Source organism: Parasedimentitalea maritima, assembly GCF_005771405.1.
Classification (GTDB): Bacteria; Pseudomonadota; Alphaproteobacteria; order Rhodobacterales; family Rhodobacteraceae; genus Parasedimentitalea; species Parasedimentitalea maritima.
Genome location: NZ_VAUA01000001.1, coordinates 60,418 through 85,031 on the forward strand (window position 1 = coordinate 60,418; position 24,614 = coordinate 85,031).

A 24,614-nucleotide genomic window follows, 5' to 3' on the forward strand; every position below is an offset into this window, starting at 1 on the left:
AGGTACAATGCGGCGGTTTGGATTGGGAGCGATGACATGCCGGAATTACCCGAAGTTGAGACAGTGCGCCGCGGGTTGAGCCCGGCAATGGAAGGCGCGGTGATAGCTCAGGCACAGGTCAATCGGCCAAATTTGCGTTGGCCATTCCCTGAAAACATGGCTGCGCGGCTGACGGGGACGCGTGTTTTAGCATTGCGGCGGCGCTCAAAATATCTGTTGGCTGATCTCGACAATGGCGAGACATTGTTGGTCCACCTGGGAATGTCAGGACGGATGACGGTGTCAGGCGATCCATTAGGCCAATTTGTGCATGATCACCCGGCGGCGCAGAAGCATGATCACGTAGTGTTCGACATGACCAACGGAGCGCGCATCACGTTTAACGATCCGCGACGATTTGGGGCGATGGACCTTTTGGACACGGCAACTGCCAATCAACATAAATTGCTGTCGGTCTTAGGCCCTGAACCATTGGGGAATGATTTCCATGAAGATTACCTGGTCGAGGCCTTCAAGGGGCGAAACACACCGGTGAAATCTGCGCTGCTGGATCAGGGAATCATCGCGGGCTTGGGCAATATCTATGTGTGTGAGGTTCTTTTTCGGTCACAAGTATCGCCACGTCAAAAAGCGGGGCAGATTTCTGCAAGTCGTGTGGCAGGGCTGGTTCCGGTGATCCGAGACGTTCTAACGGATGCGATAAAAGCAGGAGGATCATCGCTGAAGGATTTCCGTCAAGCTGATGGAAATCTTGGATATTTTCAACACAGTTTTGATGTTTACGGGCGAGAGGGTGCCCCCTGCAAGCGTGATGGTTGTAGCGGTATAATAGATAGAATCACCCAGTCAGGTCGCTCAACCTTCTTATGTGGCAAGTGCCAAAGATAGCTTGAACGAGATGTTCTGCGTGATAAGAAATTGTTCTTAACGGAATAATGAAAGTTCACAGTATGGCCTTTGAGACGATCAACGTCGAAGTGCAGGATCACGTTGCCCTTATCAAGCTGAACCGGCCTGACGCGTTGAATGCGCTCAATACGCTGCTGTTGCAGGAACTGGGTTCAGCCTTGGAAGAGGCGGATGCCAATGACAAGGTGCGATGCATCGTGCTTACCGGATCCGAGAAAGCATTCGCAGCTGGTGCCGACATCAAAGAGATGTCGGAGATGAGCTTTGTTGATGTGTTCACTACCAATTTGTTTGCTGACATCAACAACCGGATTGCAGCAATCCGTAAACCAATTATTGCAGCAGTGAGTGGTTATGCGCTGGGCGGTGGATGCGAAGTCGCGATGATGTGCGACTTTATCATAGCTGCGGACACCGCCAAATTCGGCCAACCAGAAATCAACCTGGGTGTCATTGCGGGTATGGGCGGCAGTCAACGGTTGACCCGGTTTGTCGGAAAATCCAAGTCGATGGATATGAATTTGACTGGGCGCTTCATGGGCGCAGAAGAAGCAGAGCGCTCTGGGTTGGTGTCACGTGTTGTACCAGCCAAGAAGCTGATTGAAGAAGCCGTGGGGGCTGCACAGAAAATCGCTGAGAAGTCTCTGCTGACAGCTGCGGCAGCCAAAGAAGCGGTGAACCGTAGCTACGAGTTGACCTTAAGCGAAGGTATGTTGTTCGAGCGCCGGGTGTTCCATTCGATGTTTGCAACCGAAGATCAAAAAGAGGGCATGGCTGCATTCTTGGAGAAGCGCGAGGCGCAGTTCCGCGACAAGTAAGCTATTTGCCTAGTTGATTGAGTAACGAGCAGGCCTGGCGGCCTGCTTTTTCATTTTCTGCGAGGGTCAAGACTCATCTTGCCAACATGGTGATTTCTGGATAGATGACGCCAGAATAAATGCGCGTGCAGCCCGCTTGGCTAGAATCACACCGGTGGATCAATCCGGGTTGGCTGGCATTGCGCGTCAGAGATAAAACCCGAGAGTAAGGTCCAATACCATGGCAAATACACCACAAGCAAAAAAGCGCGCCCGTCAAAACGAGAAGCGCTTTGCTGTAAACAAAGCCCGTCGTTCGCGCATCCGCACATACCTGCGTAAAGTTGAAGAAGCTCTGGAGAGCGGCAACAAGGACGACGCAATCGCTGCCCTGCGCGCTGCACAGCCTGAACTGATGCGTGGTGTTACCAAAGGTGTTTACCACAAAAACACAGCATCACGTAAAGTGTCGCGTCTGGCAGCACGCGTTAAAGCACTTAGCTGATTCTTTTCTTTTATGGTCGTTAGGCCAAAGTGAAATTACCGTGAAGGGCGCTGAAAATTTCAGCGCCCTTTGCTTTTTTGACACGCTTTTTTGCATCCATAGCGGGTGGGAGAGATTCTTTATCCACAATCCCCGAGTCAACATCAGAGTTTCATTGATGGGTGACCCTCGATTTTGCTACCAATGATACAGCGATTCATTCGCTGGGGGGACTAGGCTGCTCGCGAAATTCCTGATGGGCATCGGGAATCTTTTCGTGACTGAAAGTTCAGAAATGCAACGTGTGTTTGTTGCGTGGATTGAATGAAACTGCTTCGGGCGTGCCCGAACAGCAGCCCAGTCGCATTGTGTAATGTTGACTAAGTCCATGTGGCAACATGGATATTTTTTACTATGCGAACGTTCAGTGAGCCTATCCCTGGTTTGGGATAGTGTTGGCCAACTTGGGATGGCCGGCACGCGGTATGGTTGTGCTTGGCCATTGGCGTTTGATGCGATTGTGAGGGTGAGTGCATGGCCAGTTTAGGCCGCCAAAAACGGGACGTATGAGGCGCGGAATGACACAAGAAAAATGGAGCCAACTGAGGCAACGGTTGCTCAAGACAGTTGGACAAAACAATTATACAACGTGGATTGAACCACTTGAATTTGACGAATTGGAAGGCGGCGTGGCGGTGTTCCATGTGCCAACCAATTTTATGGGTAATTATGTTAGCCAGAATTTCGCAGATCTTATTCTGCACGAGTTCACCCTATCAGGTGAGCCGGTCCAGCGCTTGTCGTTTAAAGTTGCAGCCAACTCACCAGTCCGCCCGGCCCGTGCACCTGAGCGTGCCGAAGAACCGTTTGTGGAGCTGACTGATCTAAACGAAGCTGCCGACACCGCTACATCAGCAGTTTCGACTCCTGCGTCGAATACCACTGGGCAGAACACGATGGGATCGCTGCAGGCCGCACCTCTTGATCCACGGTTCACGTTTGACAGCTTTGTAGTTGGTAAGCCAAACGAGCTGGCCCATGCGGCGGCACGTCGAGTCGGTGAAGGTGGACCCGTCACCTTTAACCCGCTGGTACTGTATGGTGGTGTTGGTTTGGGTAAGACACACCTGATGCACGCAATTGCCTGGGAGCTGACCGCGCGGAACCCAGACTTGAATGTGCTGTACCTTTCAGCTGAACAATTCATGTATCGGTTTGTGCAGGCATTGCGTGAACGTCGGATGATGGATTTCAAACATCTGTTCCGGTCTGTTGACGTGCTGATGGTTGATGATGTGCAATTCATCGCCGGCAAGGGCTCAACTCAGGAAGAGTTTTTCCACACCTTTAACGCTCTGGTAGACCAGAATAAACAGATCATCATTTCCGCGGACCGCGCCCCGGGTGAGATCAAGGATCTGGAAGACCGCGTTAAGTCACGTCTGCAATGTGGCTTGGTTGTTGACCTTCATCCCACTGATTATGAACTGCGTCTTGGCATCCTTCAGACCAAGGTCAAGCAGTATGGCACCACCTATCCCGGGCTCCAGATTGCTGATGGTGTTTTGGAGTTCCTAGCACACCGTATCTCAACCAACGTCCGCGTGCTTGAGGGCGCTTTGACCCGGTTATTCGCCTTTGCCTCGTTGGTTGGGCGTGAGATTGACATGGAACTGACACAGGATTGCTTGGCGGATGTTCTGCGCGCTTCGGAACGCAAGATCACGGTCGAGGAAATTCAACGCAAGGTATCCGACTATTACAATATCCGGATGTCAGATATCATCGGCCCGAAACGGTTGCGCTCTTTTGCGCGGCCGCGGCAGGTGGCTATGTATCTGTCCAAACGACTGACCAGCCGGTCACTGCCAGAAATTGGCCGCCGGTTTGGTGGTCGCGACCACACTACCGTGATGCACGGGGTTAAGCGGATCGAAGAGCTGAAGCAGACCGACGGACAAATTGCCGAAGATGTCGAAATGCTGCGCCGCGCTCTGGAAGCGTAAGATGCCTGTTTGATTTGAGGGCCTCGGATGTAATCCGGGGCCCTTTTTCCGTGTCAGAACGCAACGGTTGTTAAGCAATGGGGCTGATGTATCCCGGGGCCTCTTGACGGCAGGAGCATTCCCCTGAACAAATCCATGAAAAGCCTTGTGCCGCTTGGGTAAAACGTTATTTTGCCCTTCCCGGCCATTCGCAGAGGATTGAGGGAATGAAGATAAGTATCGAACGTGGCACCCTGCTAAAGGCGGTGTCTCAAGCCCAATCTGTTGTGGAACGCCGCAACACTATTCCGATCCTCGCAAATGTTTTGATCGAGGCCGAGGGTGAGCACGTACAGTTTCGCGCCACCGATTTGGATATCGAAGTGGTTGATAAGGCCATTGCGCAAGTCGAACGGGCTGGCGCCACTACGGTTGCTGCGACCACGTTGCACGAGATCGTTCGCAAGCTGCCAGACGGGGCACTGGTGTCGCTGACCGCTGATGCGGCAACTGGGCGCCTAACTGTTGAAGCTGGACGCTCCAATTTTTCGCTTGCGACCTTGCCGCGCGAAGATTTTCCGGTGATGGCCTCATCTGAATATCAATCGAATTTTTCCGCTCCGGCTGGTATGCTGCGTCGTCTGTTCGATAAGTCGAAGTTTGCCATCTCTACAGAAGAGACACGCTATTACCTGAATGGTGTCTACATGCATGTGGCTGATGGTGATGATGGCAAGGCGCTGCGCTGTGTGGCCACCGATGGTCACCGCCTGGCTCGCATCGATGCTGACCTGCCTGCAGGGGCTGCCGATATGCCAGGGGTCATTGTCCCACGCAAAACTGTTGGTGAATTGCGCAAGTTACTGGATGATGACGAAATGGAGATCGCAGTTTCGGTCAGCGAGACAAAGGTGCGATTTGCCACACCAGATATCACCCTGACGTCAAAAGTGATCGATGGTACTTTCCCCGACTACACGCGCGTTATTCCGCAGGGCAACACCCGTCGTCTGGAAGTGGATGCCAAAGAGTTTGCGCAGGCTGTGGACCGCGTCGCAACAGTGTCGTCAGAACGCTCACGCGCCGTAAAGCTGCAATTGGACGAAGACAGGCTGGTTTTGTCAGTCAATGCGCCTGATAGTGGTGCGGCTGAAGAAGAGCTGGCCGTTGCTTATAGCGATGAACGGCTCGAGATCGGGTTCAATGCCAAGTACCTGTTGGAAATTGCCAACCAGGTAGATCGTGAAAATGCAGTCTTCATGTTCAACTCGTCCGGGGATCCGACCTTGATGCGTGAAGGTAGTGACCAGAGCGCAGTCTATGTTGTCATGCCGATGCGGGTTTAATCGCCTGTCGTTGGGAAAGGCTTTTTTAACCAGAAGAAATGAGGCCGGGCGATGCTCGCTCTGACCGCGTTGACCCTCTCGCATTTTCGCTCGCACAAGCGAGCGGAGCTAGAATTGGATGGCCGACCCGTGGCCATCCATGGTGCTAATGGAGTTGGAAAAACCAATATTCTGGAGGCTGTCTCGTTGTTTTCTCCTGGTCGCGGTTTGCGCCGTGCAGGGGCAGCTGACATGGCCCGCCGTGACGAGGCGCTGGGTTGGAAGCTGACCGGACAGCTGCAATCGCCCAGTCAGATTTATGAAATCGATATCTGGTCCGAGGCTGGTGCTGCGCGGCAGATACGGATTGACGGGAAGGCTGCAAATCAGATTGCACTGGGAAAAATCTGTCGCGTGGTTTGGCTGGTGCCAGCGATGGACCGGTTATGGATCGAGGCTGCTGAAGGTCGGCGTCGGTTTTTAGACAGGATGGCACTTAGTTTTGACCCAACCCATGCCGAAGCAGCACTGACCTACGAAAAATCAATGCGTGAGCGTAACAGGCTGTTGAAAGAGCAGGTGCGAGATCCGGCCTGGTACCGTGTGCTGGAGACACAGATGGCCGCAGCGGGTCATCGGGTGCATCAAGTGCGGTTGCAAACTTTGGAGTTTTTACGCCAAGCGCAGACTGAGTCCGAAACTTCCTTTCCAGCTGCTGAACTGGATTTGGTTCAGAGCGAAGGGACGATGCCCATAGGTGAGAGCGACTTGCGCGATGCATTAGCCGAAAGCCGTTTTCGCGATTTGGCAGCTGGCCGGAGCTTGATTGGGCCACATCGCAGCGATCTGATTGGCAGCTATGCTGCCAAGGGTGTCGCCGCCAAGGATTGCTCGACTGGCGAGCAAAAGGCACTGCTGGTCTCACTGATCTTGGCCAATGCTCGTGCGTTAGCGCAACGGGAGGGTGCACCGCCTATGTTGCTACTGGATGAGGTGTCAGCCCATTTGGATGCCAACCGATGTGCTGCGTTATATGATGAGATTTGTGGTTTGGGTGTGCAGGCCTGGATGACAGGCACGGGACCTGAGTTGTTTGCTGCATTGGGAGCAAGAGCACAGGTGTTGCAGGTGACCGAGGCCGATGGGATGTCGCAGATTTGCCAGTCATGAGTGTGTCTATCGGCGATTTGGCGCTTTATGCTGGCGCGTTGTTTGTGTTGTTTCTGACGCCGGGGCCGGTCTGGCTTGCAGTAATAGCACGATCGGTGTCGGGTGGATTCCGTGCTGCATGGCCTCTGGCCCTTGGCGTGGCTTGCGGTGATATCCTGTGGCCACTGACCGCAGTGGTTGGGATGTCCTGGCTGGTATCCGAGGTAGAGGGCCTACTAGGCTTACTTCGCTGGGTTGCCAGCCTGATGTTCATCGTCTTGGGGGGGATGTTGATCCGTCACGCTGGCGATGGCGTGCAAGAAAACCGTGCGTTGACCCGGCCGGGTACATGGGCAGGCTTCTTGGCTGGCGTTGCCGTAATTCTGAGCAATCCTAAGGCGGTTTTGTTTTACATGGGGCTATTGCCTGGATTTTTTGACCTGTCACAGCTGAGCAAGTGGGACATAGCAGCGATTGTTGCCTTATCGTTCCTTGTCCCCTTGTTGGGGAATTTGGCAATGGCGGGCTCGATCCACTATCTGCGCACTGCGATTGCAAATCCGGCAGTTCTTCGGCGGATAAACTTGGTGTCAGCCGTCCTGTTGATCGGGGTGGGGTTGGCAATCCCACTTCTTTAGGCTTGGGGTTTCAACCAGACTTGTAGGAGCGGGGCCAACGCTTTTGCAGGGCTGTCATCATTGGCGTGTTCTGCGCAAAACCACAGGGCTAGTACGTGATTCAGGAATGCCTGAATGCCCTCGGCCAAGACTTCTGCAGGGGCATCATCGCGGATTTTCTGGACCTGCTGCATCTGCCCTAGCCAGCGCGCAAAAAGGGTGATCTGGCGTACAAAACTTTCTGTAACCACTTCGTTGACTTCGGAACCCGTTGATCCGGAGTAACGAAGTAGAACGTCAAAAATTACCCGGTCCTGAGCGACAAAGCTCAAGCAGGGCTCTAGTTTTTGAATAAGGTCATCAACGGAGGTAGGGGGCGGCAATGTCTCCATCTTCTCAAGATCTTCCATCACCCGTGCACCAATTAGCACTGCCAGCAGCCCGTCTTTGTCTTTGAAATGTGAAAACAAGGTACCTTTGGCGACACCTGCTTGCGCCACAACATCTTCGACCCGCAATGCGGAATAGCCCTGAGTTGTGACTATTTTCTCAGCTTCACTCAGTAGTCGTGCACGAGTTTGCAGACGTCTTTTTTGCGGTGCGCGTGTTTTCACGGAAATGTTACCTCAGATATATTGACCGTGGTCAGTTTAATTTGCATCTAAATGTGACCAAGGTCAATTTACTTCAGGAGCTCGCCATGCCAACTCGCAAAATCATTGTTCTTAACGGACATCCCGGTGCTACATCGTTGTCGAAATCATTGTGCCAAGCCTATATAGGTGCCGCCAAAGCACAAGGCCATGTAGTGCGGTACCACGATCTGTCAGAGATGTCTTTTGATCAAGATTATGGCCAAAGCGGTTACCAGAATTCCAAACCGCTTGAACCAGTGTTGGACGCGTTTTTGTCAGATCTGGAATGGGCTGAACATATTGTGCTTGCGACACCGCTTTGGTGGGGGGCAATCCCCGCTAAGCTAAAGGGATTGTTTGACCGGGCGCTATTGCCAGGGCGGGCCTTTGATACCCGAAAGGTCAACTTTATGGGGCTGCCAGATCCAATGTTGAAGGGCAAAACCGCAAGAGTTTTGCTGACGTCAGACACCCCATCGATTTTCTTGCGCCTGTTCTATGGTAATGCAGTGAAGAAGTTCATTAGCCGTCAGATCATGGGATTTGTTGGGATCAAGCCAACCAAATTCACAACATTTGCGCCAGCCACTGATGCTGTTGAGACAACGGTAAATACCTGGTTGAGTAAGGTGGAGATTTTAGGCGCTAAGGCGACCTGACTGCGGGCATAAAAAGGGGGGTATATGCGTGACAATCCCCCCTGAATTCCGTATAAATTCGCAAAGAGTAAAAGGAAGTCGCGAATGTCCGGAACCGAGCAAGCCCCCGCAGAATATGGCGCGGATTCTATTAAGGTTCTCAAGGGTTTGGAGGCAGTCCGAAAACGACCAGGCATGTATATCGGTGACACCGACGATGGTTCGGGCCTGCACCATATGGTTTATGAGGTGGTCGATAATGGCATCGACGAGGCGCTGGCCAATCATGCGGATCACGTGCGGGTCAAAATCCACGCTGACAGTTCGGTTTCGGTCTTTGATAACGGGCGCGGGATTCCGGTAGATATCCACGCCGAAGAAGGCGTGTCAGCGGCCGAGGTCATCATGACCCAGCTGCACGCAGGCGGTAAGTTCGACAGTAACTCGTACAAGGTCTCCGGTGGCTTGCACGGTGTGGGCGTGTCGGTGGTGAATGCACTGTCTGATTGGCTGGAGCTGCGGATCTGGCGCAATGGCAAAGAACATGTCGCACGGTTTGAGCGTGGCGATACTGCTGAGCATCTAAAAGTTGTTGGTGAATGTGACGACCAAACCGGTACCGAGGTTCGGTTCATGGCTTCGACCGATACGTTCAGCAACTTGGAGTATTCGTTTGAAACGCTAGAAAAACGTCTTCGCGAACTGGCGTTCCTGAACTCGGGTGTGAAGATCATCTTGATTGATGAACGTCCAGCTGAGCGGCTGGAATCTGAGCTGTATTACGACGGCGGTGTCAACGAATTCGTCAAATACCTGGATCGCCACAAGACATCCGTCATGGAAGCGCCGATCTACATCAAGGGTGAGCGCGATGATATCGGGGTCGAGGTCGCGATGTGGTGGAACGACAGCTATCACGAAACGGTGCTGCCCTTTACCAATAACATCCCGCAGCGCGATGGAGGGGCCCACGTAGCCGGATTCCGCGGTGCCTTGACGCGAACCATCAATAACTATGCCCAGTCCAGCGGCATCGCAAAGCGGGAAAAGGTCAGCTTTACTGGGGATGACGCCCGTGAAGGTCTGACCTGTGTGTTGTCGGTGAAGGTGCCGGACCCGAAATTCTCCTCGCAGACCAAAGATAAACTCGTCAGCTCCGAGGTGCGCCCGGCAGTTGAGGGTATGATGAACGAAAAGCTGGCCGAGTGGTTTGAAGAAAACCCTAATGTGGCCAAGCAAATCGTTGGTAAGATCATTGAGGCTGCTCATGCACGTGAAGCCGCCCGCAAGGCCCGTGAACTGACCCGTCGCAAAACGGCGATGGATGTGAACTTCCTGGCTGGCAAATTGAAAGACTGTTCCGAGAAAGACCCATCCAAAACCGAAGTCTTTCTGGTGGAGGGTGACTCGGCTGGTGGTTCGGCGCAGACAGGTCGTGACCGCCAGACACAGGCGATTTTGCCGCTGAAAGGTAAGATCCTGAACGTTGAGCGGGCCCGGTTTGACCGGATGCTGGGCAGCCAGGAGATCGGAAACCTGGTAATGGCCCTGGGCACCGGCATTGGCCGCGATGAGTTCAACATCGACAAGCTGCGTTACCACAAGATTGTCATCATGACCGATGCGGACGTCGACGGTGCGCACATCCGTACCCTGTTGCTAACCTTCTTCTTCCGGCAGATGCCTGAGTTGATCGAGGGCGGCTATCTCTATATCGCCCAACCGCCCCTGTATAAAGTCAGCCGCGGGAAGTCCGAAAGATACCTGAAAGATCAGGCGGAAATGGACAACTATCTGGTCAACCAGGGTGTCGAAGGCGCCGTGCTTCGGCTGGGGACCGGTGAAGAACTTGCCGGTCAGGATCTGACCCGCGTCGTTGACGAGGCACGCAAGCTGAAGCGGGTTTTGGATGCCTTTCCAACCCATTACCCGCGCCATATTCTGGAGCAGGCAGCAGTGGCTGGTGGCTTTGTACCGGGTGCTGTGGACACTGATTTGCAGGGCGTGGCTGACAAGGTTGCGACACGACTGAACCAGATCGCATTGGAATACGAACAAGGTTGGCAAGGGCGCATCACTCAGGATCATGGGATCCGTCTTGCCCGTATCCTTCGCGGTGTTGAAGAGGTGCGTACATTGGATGGCCCAATGCTTCGCTCGGGCGAGGCACGCAAGGCCGGCAGTTTCACTCAAGGCCTGCAGGAGGTTTATTCCACCTCAGCCACATTGATGCGTCGTGATCGTAATCAGGCCATCCATGGTCCATTGGGACTACTCAAGGCGATCTTGGATGAGGGTGAAAAGGGGCTATCGCTGCAACGTTATAAGGGCTTGGGCGAAATGAACCCTGACCAGCTGTGGGAAACCACCCTTGATCCGGACGCGCGCACCTTGTTGCAGGTTCGTGTGGATGATCTGGTCGAAGCCGATGACCTGTTTACTAAATTGATGGGCGATGTTGTTGAACCACGTCGGGAATTCATTCAGAAAAACGCGCTGAGTGTCGAGAATCTGGACTTCTGATTCAGGCTTAATCGCTATGAATAAGGCCACCCATTTTGGGTGGCCTTTCCTATTACAGCTGTACGCTGCCAAGGTGATTTTCGTTGCGCTCGCGGGCCAACTGCATTTGCTTCTGGCGTTCGCGAAATCTCATTTTGTCGGAATCTGAGGTTTCATCAATACACTGATGGCAGGACACACCGTATTCAAACCCAGGATGCTTTGTGTCCTCTGGTAGGATTGGTCGGCGGCAGCCGTGGCACAACTTGTGAGGTCCGACTTTCAGGCCATGGCCCACCGATACGCGGTTGTCGAAAACATAACAGTCTCCTTGCCAGGTGCTGTCTTCAACGGGCACTTCTTCGAGGTAGCGCAGGATGCCGCCTTTCAGGTGATAGACATCCTCGATGCCTTCGCTGATCAAGTAGTTGGTCGATTTCTCACAGCGGATACCACCGGTACAGAACATGGCTACACGTTTGTTGTGAAACCGATCCTTATTGTTGGCCCACCAAGCGGGAAAATCGCGAAAACTTTCAGTTTTAGGGTCAATTGCACCCTCAAAGGTTCCGATACCCACCTCGTAATCGTTGCGCGTGTCGATCACAACTACGTCTTCGGCCTGTATTAGATCATTCCAGTCTTGCGGCTCGACGTAATGACCAACATGGGCTTTAGGATCGACATTAGGTTGCCCCATGGTGACGATCTCTTTTTTAAGCCGAACCCTCATTTTACCAAATGGAGGCTCGTCGTCTTGGGCCTCCTTCCACTCAAGATCAGAAAAACCGGGCAGGTTACGGATGTGTTTCAGAACCGAATCGATCCCTGAACGCGAACCGGCAATTGTGCCGTTGATGCCTTCATGGGCCAGCAACAATGATCCTTTGACCTGCTGGGCCAAGCAAAGCTCCAACAACGCCGGTTTGACAGCAACTGGGTCGGGAACATGGGCGAAGTGGTATAGGGCGCAAATTACATACATGGTTCAGCAGTTAGTCCGCGGCTCCCTTAGGATCAAGGCCCACGTTGACCTGAGAGGTGTCATTGCCTAGGCCTGAGCGGACAAAGCAGGAGATTCAAGTGACCAAAGCCCTACTCGTTGTCGATGTTCAGAACGACTTTTGCCCCGGTGGCGCCTTGGCTGTACCAGGTGGCGACGCTATCGTACCCGTGATCAACCAGATGATGGCGCACTATGAGACGGTGATTCTAACTCAGGATTGGCACCCCCAAGGGCATTCGTCTTTCGCGTCCTCACATTCGGACAAATCACCGTTTGACACTACTACCATGCCATATGGGGCTCAGGTTCTATGGCCTGATCATTGCGTTCAGGGGACAAACGGGGCAGCGTTTCATGCCGACTTACGAACCGATGCGGACCTGATTATACGCAAAGGGTTTCGCCCCCAGATTGATAGCTATTCTGCGTTTTTTGAGAACGACCAATCCACTCCCACTGGATTGTTTGGATATCTGAAAGAGCGAAATATCAAGGACCTAACTCTTGTTGGTCTGGCAACAGATTTCTGCGTTGCATTCTCAGCGCTTGATGCTGCACGCTTGGGGTTTTCCGTTCAGGTTGAGCTGGACGCATGCCGTGCCATCGATATGGAGGGATCTTTGAAAGCGGCATTAGAGAAAATGCAAAATGCTGGGATTACCCTGGGTCAGCTTTGAGTCTCCAATTGTTAAGATCGTTGGTCTAGCTAAGGGTTGTAGTGGCAAAAATCCAAGGCAAGACGATGACCAAAACGGGGGCAACCTCATCTGGAAATCTGGCTGACTATAGCCAGATCTATAGTCCTGAAGGGCTATTCCTTCGCTACGCCAAAGGGCGAGTGAAGTATTTCGTTGCCCGTTTGGCCTTCATTATGGCAGCAGGATTTCTTTTGTTGGGACTGGTGCCGCTAAAGGCAGGCCTACTGTCAGTTTCGCTCATCATACTGGGTGAAATCGTTGATTGTCTTTTTCTTCACCAAGCACCGAAGATGCTTCAGCAAGGGCGACCATTGCACTGGTTGAAGTTTGTCAGCATTCTGACCGCGGCATTGCAAGCGTTGCCCATCGCGATTTGTGCCGGGCTTACCTGGGCTTTGCGTCCTGATCACGGTGAACCATTGTTTGCTATTGGGGTACTGACCAGTGCCGCGATCAACGCAGGGCTGATTTTGCCATTCAATCGAGGTGCGGCCAAAACAAAATTAGCCATCTATGGCTTGGTGCCATTGGTCATGATCGGTGTGCAGTTTTGGATCACACATGATGCCGATCGCGACGTTCGAATGGATCTGGCCGGGTTGGCAATGCTCTATACCTCGTTGATGTGGTTTATCAATTTTGTCTCTAAGAGTTTTGAGCGCAATCGTGACCATGTTCTAGCGCAAGTAGATCAACGGCAACAATTGGAAGTGAACAACGCACTGTTGTTAGAGCAACAGCAACAGGCCCAACGGCTGGCCATGGTGGCAGAACACGCCAATGACAGTGTGTTCTTGATGGGGGTGGATGAGCACATTACCTGGGCCAATGATGCTTTCACCCGGATAACAGGATATGGCTTTTCAGAGGCTGTCGGGCGTCGCCCACGCGATCTGTTTAACAGCATGACAACAGACCCTGAGACGGCCACCAAACTTCTGGAAGACAGAATCAAAGGCGTACCTTGCAGGACGGAAATCTACGTCCAGCGCAAGGATGGCCAATTCATCTGGCTGGAGACAAGCCAGGTTCCGGTTCGTGGCATAAACGGTGAAGTGGGTACCGTTGTTGTGATTGAGCGTGACATCACTAAAGCACGTGAACATGCACAAGAACTGGAAAACGCTCGTCGTTCTGCGGAAGAAGGCGAGCGGACCAAAACTGAGTTCCTCGCAACCATGAGCCATGAAATCCGCACCCCTATGAATGGTGTGATCGGCATGGCTCAATTGCTTGAAGGCACAACACTGGATACAGATCAGCGGTTGTACACCGATACAATTCTGAGTTCCTCCCGGACGCTGCTGGCCTTGATTAATGACGTGCTGGATCTGTCAAAGTTGGACGCCGATAAAGTGTCCTTCTCACTTGTTGATTTCGACATCCGCACATGTTTCGAGGAGACACTTCACCTTTTACAGGTTCAAGCCCAGCAAAAAGATATCCTACTCATCTTAGATGTGCTGGGTGAGGTCCCACATTTGGTTCATGGGGATGACGTTAGGATTCGCCAAATTTTGCTCAACCTGGTCGGCAACGCTATCAAGTTCACCGAACTCGGCGAGGTACGGGTGACACTGAGCGTCAAGGAAGACCGGAACGGCCTACTGCTAGTGTTCGCGGTGAAAGATACAGGCATCGGTATTCCAGCAGACAAGCTTGACCACGTGTTCGAACGGTTCTCTCAGGCTGAATCTGCCACCACTCGTCGGTTTGGCGGCACAGGTCTTGGACTGACAATTTCTCGCAAGTTGGCCAACGCAATGGGCGGGGAAATTACTGTCAGTTCCAAACAGGGTAAGGGGTCCAGTTTCTTTGTAACTCTTGAGCTGGGGACAGTGCAGGAACAAGAAATTCCCCAAAAAATTCCAGCTGAAACTGAAATACCCATAGCTCTCCCCCGTGCCGGAATGCGGATTTTAGTTGCAGAAGACAACAAAGTGAACAGGCTGGTAATGCGCAAGTTCTTGCGTGATGTACCAGTTGAGTTGGAGTTCGCCCACAACGGCAAAGATGCTGTTGCAATGGTCGAGACGATGAAGCCTGACCTGGTCTTTATGGATATGTCGATGCCGCTGATGAACGGCATCGATGCGACTTTAGCTATTCGCGGAAATGGCAAGGAACAGCCTGTCATCGTGGCATTGACCGCGAATGCGTTTGATAGTGATCGTACGGCCTGCTTGCAGGCGGGGATGGATGAGTTTCTGCGCAAGCCATTGAACCGCAGCGAGGTTCTGGCAGTGCTTCGACGTCACGATAATAGTGACCAAGTTCTGACAGGTAGCTGATTCTCTTGCTCCCGGCGCGGTGCTGTCCTATCAAACAGTGAACCAACGCATGAGGTCGCCTGTGGATATTGCTACCCGGGTCTATAATCATAAATGGAAGATTGATCCGATCGTGCGATCGTTGATCGATACCGATTTTTATAAACTCTTGATGTGCCAGTCGGTGTTCCGCAATAAGCCCGACACTCAGGTGACGTTTTCGCTGATTAACCGTTCGGTGCATGTGCCGCTGGCCCATTTGATCGACGAGGGTGAACTGCGGGAGCAATTGGACCACATTCGGACCCTGTCGTTGTCGCGTGGTGAAAGTACTTGGCTGCGAGGCAATACCTTTTACGGCAAACGGCAAATGTTCCGTCCAGACTTTATGGAGTGGTTCGAAAACTTGCGTTTGCCCGCCTACCATTTAGAGCGCAAAGGCGACCAGTACGAATTGACCTTTGAGGGTAGTTGGCCCGAGGTGATGATGTGGGAAATTCCCGCTCTCGCGGTCCTGATGGAGCTGCGCAGTCGTGCGGTTTTGAACAATATGGATCGGTTTGAGCTCCAGGTTCTCTATGCTCGGGGTATGACTAAAGTTTGGGAAAAAATCGAGCGCCTGCGCCAAATCGATGGGTTGTCGATTGCGGATTTCGGCACCCGTCGACGTCACTCGTTCTTGTGGCAGGATTGGTGTGTACAGGCGATGAGCGAAGGGTTGGGTGACAAATTCACGGGCACTTCCAACTGTAAAATTGCCATGCGCCGCGAGCTAGAGGCGATTGGCACCAACGCACATGAACTGCCAATGGTCTATTCTGCGCTGGCCCAGGACGATGTCGCATTGGCGCAGGCACCTTATGACGTGCTGTCGGATTGGCATGAAGAACATGATGGTAACCTACGTATCATCCTTCCAGACACCTATGGAACCCAGGGGTTTTTGGATCGTGCACCTGATTGGCTGGCTGGCTGGACAGGCATTCGTATCGATAGTGGTGATCCTGCTAGGGCCGCCGAGGCAGCGATCAATTGGTGGCAGCAGCGTGGTGAAGACCCCAGTCAAAAACGGGTGATTTTCTCGGATGGCTTGGATGTAGAAAAAGTTGCCGAGCTGCAGAAAAAATTCGCAAGCCGGGTCAATGTGTCCTTTGGCTGGGGTACCCTGTTGACCAACGACTTCCGTGGCTTGGTGCCAAACGATGGCTTGGCGCCGTTCTCTGTAGTCTGCAAAGCTGTGTCGGCCAATGGACGCCCCACAGTCAAACTGTCGGATAACCCGGAAAAAGCAATGGGCCCGCAGGATGAGATCGCTCGGTATAAGCGGGTGTTTGGCGTTGGTGAGCAAGAACGGATTAAGGTGGTAGTCTAAACATCACCCAGCTTGGCTGACGTTTAGGATTTGTCTCCCAGCTACGCTAGGGCAGAGGCGGCGCGCAGTCGTCGTTCGCGCCAGATGACCAGTAATCCACCGCCAATTATCAGAAATACGCCGGGAAACAGCGCGTTGTAAGGTGTCTCGTCAAAGAAGATCCACCCGAGGACAAAGGCGATTGGAATGCCGAAATAGCTGAAGGGTGCCAGATTACTTTGTTCGGTCATTCGGTATGACACTACCATACACAACACAGCCGTGCCACCTACCGCGCCCATGGCAAAGATCCAGAACAAATCGGACAGGCTTGCAATTGGGGGGAAATTTCCAATCGCCAGAGCAAGGCACAAAGATCCTATCAGGGCGGCAATCGTAGAGTACAGGTTGATTAGTGGGCTGGGGACGTCCGTGTCCATTAACCGCGCGGTTACGCCAGCAAGTGCGTACAGAAACGCCGCCCCCAGAGGGGCAATTGCAACATAAGTGAAGCTGTCACTGCCGGGCTGCATGACCATGATGACACCGCCAAACCCCATCAAGACCGCTGCCCAGCGTATCCAACCCACGCGTTCACTCAGTAGGGGAACGGCAAGGGCAGTGACAAAAATAGCATTGGCATAGGTGATGGTTGACGCGGTGGCAAAAGGCAGGACGCCCAGTGAGTAATAAAACAGGAACTGCGCCACCGTGACGTAAAGCCCGCGCATCAATCCAAGCTTCCATTGTCGCAATCGCAAGGGGCGACCAGATGCGTGCCACTGGCGTGATGACCAAAGGGCAAGGACCGAAGGAAAAATGCCAAAGAAGTTGCGATAGGCAGATAGTTCTGCCGCACCATAACGGGGCGACAGATGTTTAATAATCAGACCCATGACATCGAACAGGATCACTGCCGTCAGTGCCAGCGTGATGGCAAGTCCAACCGAGGCCTTCAAGGCTTAGCCATGGTGCGCTGCGACTGTTTTCAGCTGCGAAAATCCATACAGCGCCTCGAACCCTTTTTCGCGGCCATGGCCAGATTTTCCAACTCCACCAAATGGCAGTTCAACACCACCTCCGGCCCCGTAGTTGTTCAGGAACACCTGTCCAGCCCGCAGCTTTTTCGCCAACCGCATTTGCCGGGCGCCATCACGGCTCCATACGCTGGCGACAAGGCCGTAGTCGGTGGAATTGGCAATCTCAAGAGCTTCTTCTTCGGTGTCAAAGACGATGATGACCTGCACTGGACCAAAGATTTCATCCCGCGCTAGGGAGTGACCAGAGGGGACATCTTTAAATAACGTCGGGCGTACATAGGCCCCGGTGTCTGGCGCCCCGTCTACGATAACCCCTTGTGCTGCCACAGTTAGATCCGATCCTTTTTCAAGGAACCCCTCAACGATCTGCTTTTGTCGATTTGAAATCAGTGGCCCGACGCGCAAATCATCTGTGGCTGGGCCAACGGTCAATTCGCCATAGGCCGCACTCATACGTGTGACGACCTCGTCGTAGACACCACGCTGCACCAGAATACGAGAGGAGGCCGAGCAGGTCTGGCCGGCATTCTGACATCCAGCGTTGACTAGAAACGGCAGCGCTGCATCCAGGTCTGCATCATCAAAAACCAGCTGAGGTGATTTGCCGCCCAGCTCCAACGTCACGGGGATAACGTTTTTACCAGCCGCCTGCTGGATCAATGCACCTGTAGCCACAGAACCGGTGAATGAAATATGATGCACGCCTGGATGTGATGATAGCGAGGCGCCAGCTTCTGCCCCCAGTCCTGGCACCACGTTCAAGGCGCCAGCGGGCAATCCTGCTTCTACTGCAATGTGGGCAAAAGCCAGCGCTGTCAGGCAAGCTTCCTCGGCAGGTTTCAACACACAGGCATTGCCCATCGCCAGGGCTGCACCAACGGAGCGACCGATGATTTGCATCGGATAGTTCCAAGGGACAATATGGCCCGTCACCCCATGCGGTTCGCGTAGGGTGTAGACGGTGTAGCCATCCAGGTAGGGAATGGTTTCTCCGTGTACCTTATCAGCGGCACCGCCGTAAAATTCGCAGTACCGTGCCAGTGCAACAGCGTCTGCCCGTGCCTGGGTCAGTGGCTTGCCAACATCCATCGCCTCAAGCGCTGCCAGTTCATCAACACGCTCCAGCACCAATTGACCGATGCGGGTCAGAATACGGCCACGCTCCAATGCGGTCATCCGGCCCCAGTCGCCATCCAAGGCTGCCTCTGCGGCTTGCACTGCGGCGTCAATGTCACTTGGCCCACCGCGCGCAATTTCACAAATGTCACTACCATCCGATGGGTTCACTAACGTCAGTGTCTTGTCGTCGGTAGGGCTGACCCATTCGCCGCCAATCAGGCAGGTGGTGGGATTGAACCATAGGGGAGTAGCGTCAGTCATTGTTTGGTCCTGCAATATCGAAAGTGTAGCTTTTGATCTGGTGTTTAGAAAAGGGGGCCCCTTCGCGCAGATCGCGCACGCCGGGCATACCGCTAAGGCAAGTCCCCCAAAAGGCGGCGGCTTGCTTGGAATGGGCGGAGAGGCCCATGCGCCAGCGCCCGGGAAATTCCTGCAACAGGATTTGCGCCGCCTGATATCCAAGCCCTTGGCGCCGGTGTTTTGGGAAAATTGCAAATTCAGACAGTTCCCGGCGGTCTTCGGGCAGGTTTAGGACAATGGCAAAACCAATACGGGAGCCTCCATTGTTGATCCAGAACGCTGTAACATCCTTGCGGTGTAGCACCTGTTCAGCCCGGTCATCCGGGTTCATTGGGGCGGTGGGGGCTATTTCAAAGAAATAAGGCGCCAGCGCAGCGGCTAGTTGGGCACGCTCACGTGGTAAAATCAGGGTCAATGACAGGGTCATGCAACGATAGCCCCTTTACCAAGGTCAGGTAAAACTGGTGCAGCAGCTAAGAGCGACTGAGTATAGGCGTGTTTTGGTGATGTGAATACGGCCTCGGTAGCACCTTGTTCAACAATTTCACCGGCTTTCATCACAAGTACCCGATCCGTAATCGTCCGCACCACGTTCAAGTCATGGCTGATGAACAGATAGGTCAGCGCATAAGATTTGCACAGCTCGGCCAGTAGATCGAGAATTTGCGCCCGTACAGACACATCCAGTGCCGAGACAGCTTCATCAAACAGGATCAACTCTGGGCGTGTGATCAAGGCGCGTGCAATGGCGATGCGTTGGCGTTGCCCACCGGAAAATTGGTGGATAAACTTGGCGGCATCATCAGGCGATAGCCCAACTGCAGTGAGAGTTTCAGCGATCAAGTCACGTCTAGAGCTGCCTGTGGGGGGCTTGTCCAACAGATGAAAGGGTTCTGTGATCAATCGGTCAACCCGGTGGCGCGGATTGAAACTACCAAATGGATCCTGAAACACCACCTGCATTTTACGACGCTGTTCAGCAGATTGATTGATGCCGATAGGACCACCGTCCAACAGAATTTCACCGCCTTGCAACGGTTCCAATCCGAGAATTGCCCGTGTAAGGGTCGATTTCCCACAGCCAGACTCGCCCACCAACCCCAGCCGCTCCCCTCGGTTCAAGGTGAAACTGACATCCTTGACCGCGCGATAGTGGCCGGGCGCACCAAATAGCGACTTACGCGGCAGGCGGTAGTCACGGACTGCGCCTTTGACCTGTAGCAGTGGCTTAGGTGCTGGGGCAGGTGGTAACGCGACCTGATGGTTTGATGCCGCAAACAGCATCCGGGTATAAGGATGTTGCATGTTGGCCAACAATCCCTGAGTCGTCCCGCTTTCTACGACCTCTCCGTGTCGCATCACTACAATGCGATCAGCCAGGTCGGCGACCACCGCCAGATCATGGGTGATCATCAACAGCCCCATGCCAAAGTCTTGTACCAGATCTTTTAGAAGGGCCAGGATTTGAGCCTGCGTGGTCACGTCCAGTGCCGTCGTTGGTTCGTCAGCGATTAGCAATTTTGGGCGAAGGGCGATGGCCATTGCGATCACCACTCGCTGGCGCTGACCGCCGGATAACTCGTGGGGAAAGCGGCTTAGTGGAAACCGGTCAGCGGGCAGGCCAACACGTTCCAGCATCTCCTGTGCATGTTGGCGCGCATTGGCTGATGACATCGCTTTGTGAATCAGGATGGTCTCCATCACCTGATCGCCAATCGTTTTGACGGGGTTCAGCGCTGTCATGGGTTCCTGAAACACCATCCCGATGGAGGCACCGCGCAAAGCGCATAACTGCTCCTCGCTTTGTTCCAATAGATTGATGCCGTCCAGCGAGAGCGTGCCGTTGGCCTGCGCCAATTCAGGCAACAACTGCATCACGGCTAGCGCGGTCATAGACTTTCCCGATCCGCTTTCGCCAGTGACCGCGACGATCTCACCCGGGGCGACCGAAAGAGAGACATCTTTCAGGATGGCACTGTCGCCAATCGATAGCGTCAGGTTTTGAATGTTAAGTAGGCTCATGTCCGGGCCACCCGCAGTTTGGGGTCCAGCCAGTCTCGTAGCCCATCCCCCATCAAGTTTAAGCCCAGAACGGTCAGGATGATGGCCGTGCCCGGGATCAGCGCTAAATGCGGGGCAAAGCTGACCATGGTCTGTGCATCCGCCAGCATTCGGCCCCAACTGGGGGTAGGGGGCTGCGCGCCCAGTCCAACATAAGACAGTCCGGCCTCGGCCAAGATGCCCAATGAAAACTGTATCGTGCCCTGTACAATCAATAGGTTGGCGACATTGGGCAGGATGTGTTCAGCAGAAATGCGAGCAGCGTTTTTGCCAGCTACACGGGCTGCCAGAATGAATTCGCGCTGCCACAGCGACAGGGCTGCACCACGGGTGATCCTGGCAAAGACAGGGATGTTGAAAATACCAATGGCGATGATCGCGTTAACCGCACCCGCGCCAAAAATAGCAGTGATCAGAATAGCGATGACCAGTGACGGGAAGGCAAACACCAGATCATTTCCCCGCATGATCAGCTCGTCTAGCCAGCTGCCACTACGGGCGGCGGCAGCTAACCCCAGCGGCACCCCGATGCTCATACCAATGCCAACCGCGACAAGAGCCACCGCAATAGAGGTACGGGCACCAACCATGATCATCGAGAATATATCGCGGCCAAAGTGGTCCGTGCCCAACCAGTGGATTGCATTGGGGGTCTGTAGCTTTGAAGGGATATCCATCGTGGTATGATCAAACGGTGTCCAGACAAAGGACACCATTGCCGCCAGCAACACCAGCGCCGACAACGCTCCGCCAAGGATCAGATTTCGGCTCATGTGCGGCTCCTAAGTCGCGGATCTACGGCTGCATAGGCCAGATCAACCAGGAAATTCACGGTGATCACTGCAAACACCAGCAGCATGACCACCGATTCCACAACGATCAGATCACGGGCTGAGATTGCCTGAAACACCAAACGTCCCAGCCCCGGCAGATAGAAAACCTGTTCAATGATGATGGCACCGGCCAGTAGAAACGAAAACTGTAACCCGATGATAGTCAGCACCGGGATTAGCGCATTACGCAGCCCATGCCGCCACAGGGCTTGACGGCGGCTCAATCCTTTGGCGCGGGCGGTGCGCATAAAGTCTTCACCCAGTATGTCCAGCAGTGCCGAGCGCATGACCCGCGCCAGAATTGCGGCCTGTGGCAATGCCAGTGAAATGGCAGGCAGTGTCAGTGAATGTAGCCCGGCTAGAAGGCCTTCGTCCCAGCCGACAAAACCTCCAGCGTTGAACCAGCGCAGGTTGATAGCAAAGATCAGCACCAACATCATCGCAAACCAGAAGTTTGGCACAGCCACACCCAATTGAGTTGCACCCATCACTGCCATATCGCCTGCCTTTCCCCGACGTGCGGCTGCGTAAATACCTGCAGGAAAGGCTATCAATGTTGATAGGGCCAGCGCATACAGCGCTAGCGGTAGCGACACCCACAACCGGTCCGCGATCATTTCCGCTACTGGGGTGCGATAGGTGTAAGAGGTTCCAAAATCACCACTTAGCATGCCGCCGACCCAAGCCGCATAACGGCTGAACTTGGACTGATCTAACCCCAATTCAGTACGCAGTGCAGCCACTGTGTCGGGCTGTGCATTGATACCCAGCATAAAGGAAGCCGGATCGCCGGGTGCGATTTCGATGACAAAGAAAATCACCAGTGAGGCAACAGCCAGACTGAGGATTAGGGAGAAGAGACGTTTGACGGAATAGCGTAACATTACCGTCACGTTAGGAGCGGGTTTTGCCAACGTCCAGAGTTATGAAGAAAGAAACGCAAGGGCACTTATGAAAACTGTATATTGTTAACGGTTTAAGGGGTGTTTGGTGCGTGATACGCGCCTTTATCATTTTTTTGACTTTGCTGTCACAGAAGCAGGTTCTCCCTCGTCTGATTGGCAAAAGGAGAGATCTGATGGTGCGATCTGTATTGCTAGCAATTGGGGCATATTTTGGGGGGTTAGGGGTGTTGATGTGGCTGGCACCAGAACTCTGGTACGAGTTGACCCCCGGAGTGGTAATGACGGGGGCATTCAACCTGCATTTCGTCCGCGACATCGCTATGATCTTTTTGGTTTCGGGCTGTGGATTGATTTGGGGCGCTTTGCGGCAGGACCAAACCGCTTGTGTGTTTGGGGTGGCTTGGCCGGTGATGCATGCTGTGTTTCATTTTTGGATCTGGGGTGCGCGGGGCGGGCCCATGGATCTGATCGCCTTGAGTAATTTGATCGGAATCCAGCTCCCGGCGTGGTTGGCCGTGTCTATGATTGTGCGCCTCCGCAATAAGGAGATGAACCGATGATCCGCTGGTTCCTGCAACGCGCTACGCGTGCCTTTGGTCGGAAATACCAATATGATGTTTCCTACATGTTAGACGTGATTGACGTGTCTAGATCTGCCGGAGCGCGACTGGCTTTGTATCCGGCGGTAATTGGCTACCGCGGTTTGAAAAATGCTGATGAGGTGATTGCAGGTGCACTCTTGGCTTCGACATTGGATGGGGATTGTGGACCCTGCGCGCAGCTGGTGATCGACATGTCGATCGATACTGGCGTGTCATCGGAAAAATTGCGGACCTGTGCAGATGGGTACAGTGAACTGGCCGGGGATGTGGGGTTGGGATATAGGTTTGCCGTTGCTGCCATTGCTGGCGATTTAGAAACTGACCGGATGGCACAAGAGATTACAAAGAAGTTCGGGCGCAAAGGGCTTGTTGCGGTTGCTTATGCTTCGGCATCGGGGCGGTTCTATCCTGTTTTCAAAAGGTCATTGGGGCACGGGGCGACCTGCAGTCGTCTAAGGTTTGGTAAACAAGAGGAGCTGGTTCTGAATGAGTAATGATGACGCGACTCGGGAGTTCGAACGGCATCGGCCACGCCTTATTTCGATCTGCTATCGTATGCTAGGTGAACGTGCAGCATCCGAAGATGCCGTTCAGGACACTTGGTTGCGGTGGGCTGGTACAGACCGGGATGCGGTGAAGAACCCCGAGGCCTGGTTGACACGAGTGGCCACCCGCATCGCCATAGATGCCTTGCGCGCGGCACAGCGGCGGCGGGAAACCTATGTCGGTCCATGGTTGCCCGAACCACTGGTCGTCACAGCTGAGCGCACGGTTGAAGCGGATTTTATTCAAGCTCAGGACTGTGGATTGGCTCTGCTTTGGGCAATGGAACGGTTGGATGCAACGGAACGGGCGGCGTTTATCCTGCGCGAGGCTTTTGATGTGGCCTATGTTGATCTGGCTCGAACCTTGGGTAAGTCCGAGGCCGCCTGCCGTCAGTTGGTTAGTCGCGCCCGTAAACGTGTTCACAACAGCGGGCCACGATTTGATGTGTCCAACGTCCAAATCTCAACTCTGATCGGGGAATTTTTTACGGCGGCTTCTAACGGAGACTTTGATGCTGTCACCAAATTGCTAGCAGCAGACGCTGTTGCGATAACAGACGGCGGCCCATCTGTGCGCGCCGCTCGTCGGCCGCTGCTTGGGTCAGAGGAAATCGGATTGGTCATGTTGTCAGTTGCGGCCAAAACGTTGGGACAACCTGGTGGGCGGATTGTCCCTTGTTTTGCCAATAATCTTCCAGCGCTCATGCACTGTGTAGGCGACAGGATCGAAGATATCATTACATTGCTGCCCGACACGCAGGGACAGGTAGCATGGATGTACATTATGCGCGCACCCGAAAAACTGGCTGCATTGAACTGAAAAAGGCCCCGTTTCCGGGGCCT

Annotated in this window: 23 protein-coding genes; 15 read left to right on the plus strand and 8 right to left on the minus strand. The window is 53.6% G+C overall.

Features of this window, described 5'->3' with window-relative positions:
* Window positions 1-36: 36 nt before the first annotated feature.
* From mutM to FEE96_RS00335, 7 genes are all read left to right on the plus strand, one after another.
* The gene (gene mutM, locus FEE96_RS00305) at window positions 37-888 is read left to right on the plus strand and encodes a bifunctional DNA-formamidopyrimidine glycosylase/DNA-(apurinic or apyrimidinic site) lyase (protein WP_138160970.1); all 852 of its coding nucleotides are present in this window, start codon (window positions 37-39) and stop codon (window positions 886-888) included.
* Between the two features lie 62 nt (window positions 889-950).
* Window positions 951-1,727 carry an enoyl-CoA hydratase gene (locus FEE96_RS00310; protein WP_138161631.1) on the plus strand — a complete coding sequence of 259 codons (777 nt, stop codon included), beginning with the start codon at window positions 951-953 and terminating at the stop codon, window positions 1,725-1,727.
* Window positions 1,728-1,947: 220 nt separating this feature from the next.
* The gene (rpsT, locus tag FEE96_RS00315) at window positions 1,948-2,211 is read left to right on the plus strand and encodes a 30S ribosomal protein S20 (RefSeq protein ID WP_138160972.1); all 264 of its coding nucleotides are present in this window, start codon (window positions 1,948-1,950) and stop codon (window positions 2,209-2,211) included.
* Window positions 2,212-2,768: 557 nt separating this feature from the next.
* Window positions 2,769-4,196 carry a chromosomal replication initiator protein DnaA gene (gene dnaA, locus FEE96_RS00320; RefSeq protein WP_138160974.1) on the plus strand — a complete coding sequence of 476 codons (1,428 nt, stop codon included), beginning with the start codon at window positions 2,769-2,771 and terminating at the stop codon, window positions 4,194-4,196.
* 206 nt (window positions 4,197-4,402) lie between these two features.
* Window positions 4,403-5,521: a DNA polymerase III subunit beta gene (dnaN, locus tag FEE96_RS00325; RefSeq protein WP_138160976.1), complete on the plus strand. Its 1,119-nt coding sequence runs from the start codon at window positions 4,403-4,405 to the stop codon at window positions 5,519-5,521.
* 51 nt (window positions 5,522-5,572) lie between these two features.
* The gene (recF, locus tag FEE96_RS00330; protein WP_138160978.1) at window positions 5,573-6,670 is read left to right on the plus strand and encodes a DNA replication/repair protein RecF; all 1,098 of its coding nucleotides are present in this window, start codon (window positions 5,573-5,575) and stop codon (window positions 6,668-6,670) included.
* On the plus strand, window positions 6,667-7,287 hold the full coding sequence (locus tag FEE96_RS00335) for a LysE family translocator (RefSeq protein WP_138160980.1): 621 nt from the start codon (window positions 6,667-6,669) through the stop codon (window positions 7,285-7,287). The genes recF and FEE96_RS00335 overlap by 4 nt, the downstream gene beginning before the upstream one ends.
* Here FEE96_RS00335 and FEE96_RS00340 read toward each other — a convergent pair.
* Entirely contained in the window at window positions 7,284-7,880 is a 597-nt protein-coding gene (locus FEE96_RS00340) for a TetR/AcrR family transcriptional regulator (protein WP_138160982.1), read from the minus strand. The genes FEE96_RS00335 and FEE96_RS00340 overlap by 4 nt on opposite strands.
* A gap of 86 nt (window positions 7,881-7,966) precedes the next feature.
* On the opposite strand from FEE96_RS00340, the gene FEE96_RS00345 reads away from it, so the two are divergent.
* Together FEE96_RS00345 and gyrB are read left to right on the plus strand one after the other, a co-directional pair.
* Window positions 7,967-8,560, plus strand: a complete 594-nt coding sequence (locus tag FEE96_RS00345) for an NAD(P)H-dependent oxidoreductase (protein ID WP_138160984.1) — start codon at window positions 7,967-7,969, stop codon at window positions 8,558-8,560.
* Between the two features lie 84 nt (window positions 8,561-8,644).
* On the plus strand, window positions 8,645-11,062 hold the full coding sequence (gyrB, locus tag FEE96_RS00350; RefSeq protein WP_138160986.1) for a DNA topoisomerase (ATP-hydrolyzing) subunit B: 2,418 nt from the start codon (window positions 8,645-8,647) through the stop codon (window positions 11,060-11,062).
* A 52-nt stretch (window positions 11,063-11,114) separates the two neighbouring features.
* On the opposite strand, the gene trhO is transcribed toward gyrB, so the two are convergent.
* Window positions 11,115-12,026 carry an oxygen-dependent tRNA uridine(34) hydroxylase TrhO gene (gene trhO, locus FEE96_RS00355; protein WP_138160989.1) on the minus strand — a complete coding sequence of 304 codons (912 nt, stop codon included), beginning with the start codon at window positions 12,024-12,026 and terminating at the stop codon, window positions 11,115-11,117.
* A 98-nt stretch (window positions 12,027-12,124) separates the two neighbouring features.
* On the opposite strand from trhO, the gene pncA reads away from it, so the two are divergent.
* From pncA to pncB, 3 genes are all read left to right on the plus strand, one after another.
* Window positions 12,125-12,724 carry a bifunctional nicotinamidase/pyrazinamidase gene (pncA, locus tag FEE96_RS00360; protein ID WP_138160990.1) on the plus strand — a complete coding sequence of 200 codons (600 nt, stop codon included), beginning with the start codon at window positions 12,125-12,127 and terminating at the stop codon, window positions 12,722-12,724.
* A gap of 65 nt (window positions 12,725-12,789) precedes the next feature.
* Window positions 12,790-15,036, plus strand: a complete 2,247-nt coding sequence (locus FEE96_RS00365; RefSeq protein WP_138160992.1) for an ATP-binding protein — start codon at window positions 12,790-12,792, stop codon at window positions 15,034-15,036.
* 61 nt (window positions 15,037-15,097) lie between these two features.
* Window positions 15,098-16,387 carry a nicotinate phosphoribosyltransferase gene (gene pncB, locus FEE96_RS00370; RefSeq protein WP_138160994.1) on the plus strand — a complete coding sequence of 430 codons (1,290 nt, stop codon included), beginning with the start codon at window positions 15,098-15,100 and terminating at the stop codon, window positions 16,385-16,387.
* 41 nt (window positions 16,388-16,428) lie between these two features.
* Here the strand turns inward: pncB and FEE96_RS00375 are convergent, their stop codons facing one another.
* The 6 genes from FEE96_RS00375 to FEE96_RS00400 are packed head-to-tail and all read right to left on the minus strand — an operon-like array spanning window position 16,429 to window position 22,603.
* Window positions 16,429-17,325, minus strand: a complete 897-nt coding sequence (locus tag FEE96_RS00375; RefSeq protein WP_246079233.1) for a DMT family transporter — start codon at window positions 17,323-17,325, stop codon at window positions 16,429-16,431.
* Between the two features lie 3 nt (window positions 17,326-17,328).
* Window positions 17,329-18,786, minus strand: a complete 1,458-nt coding sequence (locus tag FEE96_RS00380) for an aldehyde dehydrogenase family protein (protein WP_138160996.1) — start codon at window positions 18,784-18,786, stop codon at window positions 17,329-17,331.
* Window positions 18,779-19,252: a GNAT family N-acetyltransferase gene (locus FEE96_RS00385; protein WP_138160997.1), complete on the minus strand. Its 474-nt coding sequence runs from the start codon at window positions 19,250-19,252 to the stop codon at window positions 18,779-18,781. The genes FEE96_RS00380 and FEE96_RS00385 overlap by 8 nt, the downstream gene beginning before the upstream one ends.
* Window positions 19,249-20,847: an ABC transporter ATP-binding protein gene (locus tag FEE96_RS00390; RefSeq protein ID WP_138160999.1), complete on the minus strand. Its 1,599-nt coding sequence runs from the start codon at window positions 20,845-20,847 to the stop codon at window positions 19,249-19,251. The genes FEE96_RS00385 and FEE96_RS00390 overlap by 4 nt, the downstream gene beginning before the upstream one ends.
* Window positions 20,844-21,659: an ABC transporter permease gene (locus FEE96_RS00395; RefSeq protein ID WP_138161001.1), complete on the minus strand. Its 816-nt coding sequence runs from the start codon at window positions 21,657-21,659 to the stop codon at window positions 20,844-20,846. The genes FEE96_RS00390 and FEE96_RS00395 overlap by 4 nt, the downstream gene beginning before the upstream one ends.
* Window positions 21,656-22,603: an ABC transporter permease gene (locus tag FEE96_RS00400; RefSeq protein WP_138161003.1), complete on the minus strand. Its 948-nt coding sequence runs from the start codon at window positions 22,601-22,603 to the stop codon at window positions 21,656-21,658. The genes FEE96_RS00395 and FEE96_RS00400 overlap by 4 nt, the downstream gene beginning before the upstream one ends.
* Window positions 22,604-22,797: 194 nt before the next feature.
* Between FEE96_RS00400 and FEE96_RS00405 the strand changes: the two genes are divergently transcribed.
* Genes FEE96_RS00405 through sigJ form a run of 3 tightly spaced genes read left to right on the plus strand, consistent with a single transcriptional unit; the run spans window position 22,798 to window position 24,591 of the window.
* Window positions 22,798-23,184: a hypothetical protein gene (locus tag FEE96_RS00405; protein WP_138161005.1), complete on the plus strand. Its 387-nt coding sequence runs from the start codon at window positions 22,798-22,800 to the stop codon at window positions 23,182-23,184.
* Window positions 23,181-23,720 (plus strand): hypothetical protein, encoded by a 540-nt coding sequence (locus FEE96_RS00410; protein WP_246079235.1) that lies wholly within the window; start codon window positions 23,181-23,183, stop codon window positions 23,718-23,720. The genes FEE96_RS00405 and FEE96_RS00410 overlap by 4 nt, the downstream gene beginning before the upstream one ends.
* The gene (gene sigJ / locus FEE96_RS00415) at window positions 23,713-24,591 is read left to right on the plus strand and encodes an RNA polymerase sigma factor SigJ (protein WP_138161007.1); all 879 of its coding nucleotides are present in this window, start codon (window positions 23,713-23,715) and stop codon (window positions 24,589-24,591) included. Before FEE96_RS00410 ends, sigJ begins: the two co-directional genes overlap by 8 nt.
* Window positions 24,592-24,614 lie beyond the last annotated feature (23 nt).